Origin of the sequence: Streptomyces sp. ME19-01-6, assembly GCF_033793745.1 — a bacterium.
In the GTDB taxonomy this organism is placed as follows: Bacteria; Actinomycetota; Actinomycetes; order Streptomycetales; family Streptomycetaceae; genus Streptomyces.
In genome coordinates, this window is the sequence record NZ_JARAXF010000080.1 from 1 (window position 1) to 5,595 (window position 5,595).

Below are 5,595 nucleotides of genomic sequence, written 5' to 3' on the forward strand. Positions count from 1 at the left end.
CTATCTGTCGCCGATGCAGTTCGAACAGCAGCATCACACGACCGCTAAACTCTCGCTCGCGGCATAAACCCCTGTGTCTACATTCCGGGGGTCACCTCAATCTGGGCCGCCCCCTGCCACGGCCACAGGTATGGCAGAACAGCCGGTCCGCACTCGTCGCCGCGTCCGGCCGCAGCCAGTTGCTGACATCGACCGCCAGAACAATCCGCCCGTCCGCCGCCCGCGGCAGCGGCAGTCCGGCCAATGTCCTGCGTAACCGCCCCACATCCAACCGGCCGCAGTCCAACCCGCCGTACAAGGCGCCATGCCCACGTCGGTGCTCGGGAGCCAGCGACAGCTCGACCAGCGTCTTCACGGACCATCCGTACACAACAGGGCGTCGACCAGCTCGAACAATCCTTCGCCCCGTACGTCCAGATAGGCGTAGAGGTCCTCACGAAACCCGGACAACACGCTCAACGGGTCGACGCGAGCGACCCCATCCAGCACACTCATATCCACGGCCGTTCTGTGATGATTCGAAGCTCGACACTCCGAAGAATCACGGGCGGCCGTACCCGTTGTCCGGCAAACAACGAAGTCCAACACGAAATGAACGCGCTGGACCATAAACGTCAAGCTTAGGGCGTCCTTCGTGGGAATCCGCCCTCTTCGACGCTTCCTCGTCACTGCAACACCTCTGGGGTCTTGTGCTGCGACGAGATCCAGATCGAGTAATTGTCAAGATCTGTGGATCGATGGCCATGCGCGGAGTCTGACTTTGGTGTCGTTGTGGCCGGGCAGGAGTTTCAGGCGAGGCCCTTGAGGAAGCCCGAGAGCGCAGTGTGCAGGATCTCAGGCTGTTCCAGGTGCAGGTCGTGGCCGGTGCCGGGGATACTCATGGCCATGGTGGTGGGTCGCTGCCGGAGCATTTCGTCGGCTTCCTGTGCAGGGATGAAGCTGGATTGGGCCAGGACGATCAGGGTGGGGCATGCGACATGCCTCCACTCGTGGTAGAAGAAACGCTGGGCGTTCTCCGCCAGCGAGCGGACCATCACGTCCCGGTCGAAGCGAGGCCACCATCCGCCGTCGCGTTTTTCCAGTCCGGCCGCCCAGCCTGCGCCGACCGGTCCGCCGCCGAGGAATGCGGCTGCCGCTTCGCGTGAGGGAAACGGTGTCGGCCACGAGTCGAGCCATCCGCCGATGTCCACGGGGCCGTTCGGGTTTGGACCGCCGGAGCCGGCCTCGACGAGCACGAGCGCGCGGACGAGTCCGGGATGCGCGGCGGCGGTGAGCATGGCTGTGTGCCCGCCCAGCGACTGGCCGACCAGGACGGGCCGCTGCAGCGCCAGCTGATCGACAACGGCGATGACGTCTGCGACGTAGGCGGCTCGGGAGACGTCCCGCGGGTGGCGCTCGCTGGCGCCATGCCCGCGCTGATCGACCGCGACGACCCGATATCTGGAGCTCAGCCTCCGTGCCAGCACGTCCCATTCACCCGCATGACCGGCCAGGCCGTGCAGCAATACGATCGGCTGTCCAGGCCCGCCCCAGTCCCGGCAGGCAAGCCTGACGCCGTCTCGCACCACCATGTGTTCAGACCATGCCACGTCGGCCCCCAGGGAATCGGCTGGCCTTGATCATGCCGCAACTGCGGGGCGTTCGACGAGCTGACCGCGTTCGAAGCGGGCGCCCACCCGGACGAGGGCGACGAGCTGGGGTGCATTCACGGCCCGCCACCGTTGCTGGGCGGACTCGACGAGTTTGAAGACCATGGCCAGGGCGGCGGTGCGGGAGCCGGCGCCGCGGGTGCCTTGGTCCACAGCCGGACGGTGGCGAAGGTCGACTCGATCGGATTCGTGGTCCGCAGGTGGATCCAGTGCCCGGCCGGGAAGTCGTAAAAGCGGACTTCGGCATGGAGTCGAGGACGTTTGCGGTTTTACGAACTCAGCACCTCTGCTCGCGGGTGTCGGGGAACACCTCCGCGACGGCCTTCCAGAAGCCCAGGGCACCGTCGCCGACCGCGAGGATGGGGGGCGCATGCCCCGGCGGGCGCACTCACGCAGGAGGTCGGCCCAGGACTCGCCGGACTCGCGGTAGCCGTCCTTGAGGGCGACCAGCTCTTTGGAGCCGTCGGCACGCACCCCGACCAGGACCAGGACACAGGCTTTGGCCTCCTCCAGGCGGACGTTGAGGTGGATGCCGTCGGCCCACACGTACACATAGTCGACCCCCGCGAGGTCGCGGTCCATGTACGCGGCGTGGTCGGCCTGCCACTGCTGGGTCAGCCGGGTGACCGTCGCGGGTGAGAGCCCGGCCGAGCTGCCCAGGAACCGCTCCAGTGCAGGCACGAAGTCACCCGAGGTCAAGCCGTGCAGGTAGAGCCGCGGCAGCACCTCGCTGATCTTCGGCGACTTACGTCACCACGGCGGCAGCCTCCCGACGATCTCATCCAGCAGCGAGCTGCCGTTTGGCGTGCTGCCGTCCTCGTTGACTACCGTACGCACGGGCGTGCCTTCCCGACCGACGGTGCAACGTCGGCCTTGCTCGATGACCTATCGATCGATCCATCGGGAAGGTACTCCTCTTTCCGTCAGGGCTGATCCACAGGCATTGCTCGTGTCGGCTGGCGAACCGTCCCAACGTGGATCAACGCATTCCTGACGGGGAATCGCTGCTCCTGGGCTTCCATATCCTCCTCCGGGATAGGAGGAAGGAAGAACGGCAGGAAGCCGTCCAGATGGTGTGCTGGGTCAAGCGCGGCGACGACGCGAACGACGTACACGTACTGCACACCGATGATCGGCCGATGTCTGATATCAGGGTGATTATGCAGTTCGGCATTGGCGTCGGTCCTTACCATCTGTTCGGCTTCGCGGGGCACCACCAGCAGGTGTGGAGTCTGTCAAGACCTACGAACGACGCTCGACGGACGAGGAGAAGCTGACGAGTCGCACCTGCTCGACCACCACGAGCTCGATGCGCATACTGACCAACTACGAGATGGGCTCCACAACGCCGTTCGCGATGTTGCTGATCGGCCAGCCCACCCTGCGCAAGCGGATGAAGCACGGCGTCCTGGCGACCCTGGACCAGCGGATCGCGATCAGCTGCCAGATGCCCACGATGACGAAGAAGGAGACGGCCAGCTACATCAAGCACCACCTCACGATCGCCGGGCGGCAGGACACCCTGTTCTCCGACGACGCCGTCGAGCTGATCCACCTCACCAGTCGCGGTCTGCCCCGTTCGGTTGACAACATCGCTTGGCAGTCCCTCATCGCCGCTCTCACTGAGGAGAAAGGCAGCGTCGACGAGTCCTCCGCCCACGTCGTCATCATTGAGACGCACGCGACGGAGTGATCACCAGCCGTCATCGGTCAGGCAGCAGCGGCCCGCAGGTCCGCCGCCGTCAGCAGCGACAACAGTCCGATGCCCTCGGCCGCGAGGGCATCGGCACCGCCTTGCTCACGGTCGATCACGCACAGAGCCTCATGCACCTGAGCCCCCAGACCACGCAGGTCCGCGGTCGACAGCACGATCTGTCCTCCGCTGGTGACCACATCTTCAACCACCAGCACCCGGCGCCCCTCGACGTCGGCGCCTTCGGCGAGACGGCAAGTGCCATACGGCTTGGCCTGCTTACGCACGAACGCACAAGGCAGACCCGTGTGCCGGCCGAGCGCGGTCACCACTGGGATGCCGCCCATCTCCAGACCGGCCAGAACCTCGGTGCCAGAAGGCACCAACGGAGCCATCTGCCGGGCGACGTCATCCAGCAGGGCCGGGTCCCCCTCGAACCGGTACTTGTCGAAGTACTCCGTGGCAGTACGACCGGACCGGAGCATGAACTGCCCGGTCAGATGAGAAGCGGCATGGATGCGGCGAGCAAGATCAGAAAGGGTCACAAGCGTCCAGTCTTCCAGCGGCCCGCCCCGGTCGAGACACCGCCTCCCTCCCGGGCCTCAAGCCACGGGCCGTCGCGCTCCACAGCGACACCATGACCACGAAGCCGACAACGTGAGCACCACGAATCCCTGCGGCCTGCGGCCGTCAGGGGTTCTTTCGCCGCACCACGTCGACGACGACAGTGACGCCGTCGTCCTCATCCAGCTCGTCGCGCAACACGCTGGAAGCGAGCAGTGCACCCGGCGAGAGCCAGGCCGCCGGCCCGGGTTCCCACAAGGTGGTGCCCAGCATTTTGATGGCGCGTGGAGGTCCGGCCTCCTGGGCGAGGGCGGCGACCACGCGCCGCTGTATTTCGCTGCCCTGCTCCGCGACGCCGGGGCCACCGCCGACATCGAAGACCGCACCAGCATCCTTTGCGCCGAAATCAGTATCGCTGGTCTCACCTCCGCAGCGCCCCCTCTCGAGCTAACCACGGCCCTCCACCACGCGGTCCGCGGCGCCACTAGGGTGCGTATCGAGTCGTGATCAATCTGCGGGATTCGCCCTCGCGGCGGGGCCTGGACCGGTAGATCTTCTTGCGTGACGCGAGTGCAACTGACGGACGGAGAGTGGGAGTTCATCGGCCCGTACCTGCCGATCGGCGAGTACGGACCGTACCCCGAGCGGCTCCGGCAGCAGTTCGAGGGTGCGATCTGGCGGTTCAAGACCGGCGGACAGTGGCGGGAGATGCCGCAGGAGTTCGGTGCCTGGTCGACCGCCCACAACCGCTTCCGGCAGTGGCGTGACGTCGGCGTCTTCGGGGCCCTGCTGGAGGGCATGATCGCCGAAGCGTCGAAGCGGGGTGAGGTGGACGGTGGACCTGTCCCTGGTCAGTATTGACTCCACCACCGCGCGTGCTCACCACGATGCCGCCGGGATGCACCTGGGCGAGGACGTCATCACTGCGTTGGAGAAGGCTGCCGCTGAGGAGGAGAAGGCCAGGTCAAAGGGGGCAGCCTCGAAGAACAAAGCGGGCAGGACGTCAAAGCTGATCCCGAGCGGGAGGAGCGACGACGTATCCGGCGTCGGCGAAGAGTCCGCCTGAAGGCCGCTCTCCTCGGACGCTCCAGGGGCGGGCAGACCAGAAAGGTCCATCTGGCCGCCGACCGCAAGTGCCGCCCCCTGGCGTTCGTGCTGACCGCGGGCCAGGCCGCGGACAGTCCGCAGTTCGTCCCGGTGCTCAAGAAGTTACGGGTTCGCGGCCCCGTCGGCCGCTCCCGCACCCGGCTGGACGCGGTCGCCGGGGACAAGGCCTACTCGTCCCGCGGCAACCGGGCCACCTGCGTCAACGCGGCATCAAAGCAGTGATCCCGGAGAAGAAGGACCATGCCTCCAACCGGAAGAAGAAAGGCTCTGGGGGCGGTCGACCCGTCAGCCACGACGCCGCCCTCTACAAGGAGAGGAACACCGTCGAGCGCCTGATCAACAAGTTCAAGGCCTGGCGAGGCATCGCCACCCGATACGACAAGACCCCGGACAGCTACCTCGCCGGCCTCCACCTACGAGCCTCGATGATCTGGATCAAAGACCTCACCCGGACCACCAATTGATCACGACTCGATACGCGCCCTAGTTGTACTGACCCGTGAGGTTGGGGACGCGGCTGGCGGGTGGCTGGCCCTTCAGTGCGGTGTGTCCGCGGTGGTGATTGTAGGTGTGCAGCCAGGC

General features: G+C 66.1%; 5 protein-coding genes and 3 pseudogenes. 2 read left to right on the plus strand and 6 right to left on the minus strand.

Annotated elements, in window-relative coordinates; genetic code table 11:
* Nucleotides 1-112 precede the first annotated feature (112 nt).
* From PV419_RS52590 to PV419_RS52605, 4 genes and pseudogenes are all read right to left on the minus strand, one after another.
* Nucleotides 113-495, minus strand: a pseudogene (locus PV419_RS52590) (transposase); the annotation flags it as partial.
* A gap of 293 nt (nt 496-788) precedes the next feature.
* Nucleotides 789-1,589, minus strand: coding sequence for an alpha/beta hydrolase (locus PV419_RS52595; RefSeq protein ID WP_319701200.1), 801 nt, complete (start codon nt 1,587-1,589; stop codon nt 789-791).
* A gap of 30 nt (nt 1,590-1,619) precedes the next feature.
* Nucleotides 1,620-2,399: pseudogene (locus PV419_RS52600) on the minus strand (IS256 family transposase); the annotation flags it as partial.
* A gap of 173 nt (nt 2,400-2,572) precedes the next feature.
* A complete protein-coding gene (locus PV419_RS52605) occupies nt 2,573-2,863 on the minus strand; it encodes a hypothetical protein (protein WP_319701201.1) in 291 nt (96 codons plus the stop codon).
* Nucleotides 2,864-2,874: 11 nt separating this feature from the next.
* Here PV419_RS52605 and PV419_RS52610 point away from each other — a divergent pair, with 11 nt between their 5' ends.
* Entirely contained in the window at nt 2,875-3,342 is a 468-nt protein-coding gene (locus tag PV419_RS52610) for a hypothetical protein (RefSeq protein WP_319701202.1), read from the plus strand.
* 17 nt (nt 3,343-3,359) lie between these two features.
* Here the strand turns inward: PV419_RS52610 and pyrE are convergent, their stop codons facing one another.
* A complete protein-coding gene (gene pyrE / locus PV419_RS52615; RefSeq protein ID WP_319701203.1) occupies nt 3,360-3,887 on the minus strand; it encodes an orotate phosphoribosyltransferase in 528 nt (175 codons plus the stop codon).
* 145 nt (nt 3,888-4,032) lie between these two features.
* Nucleotides 4,033-4,227, minus strand: a complete 195-nt coding sequence (locus PV419_RS52620; protein WP_319701204.1) for a hypothetical protein — start codon at nt 4,225-4,227, stop codon at nt 4,033-4,035.
* 240 nt (nt 4,228-4,467) lie between these two features.
* Between PV419_RS52620 and PV419_RS52625 the strand changes: the two are divergent.
* Nucleotides 4,468-5,477, plus strand: a pseudogene (locus PV419_RS52625) (IS5 family transposase).
* Nucleotides 5,478-5,595 lie beyond the last annotated feature (118 nt).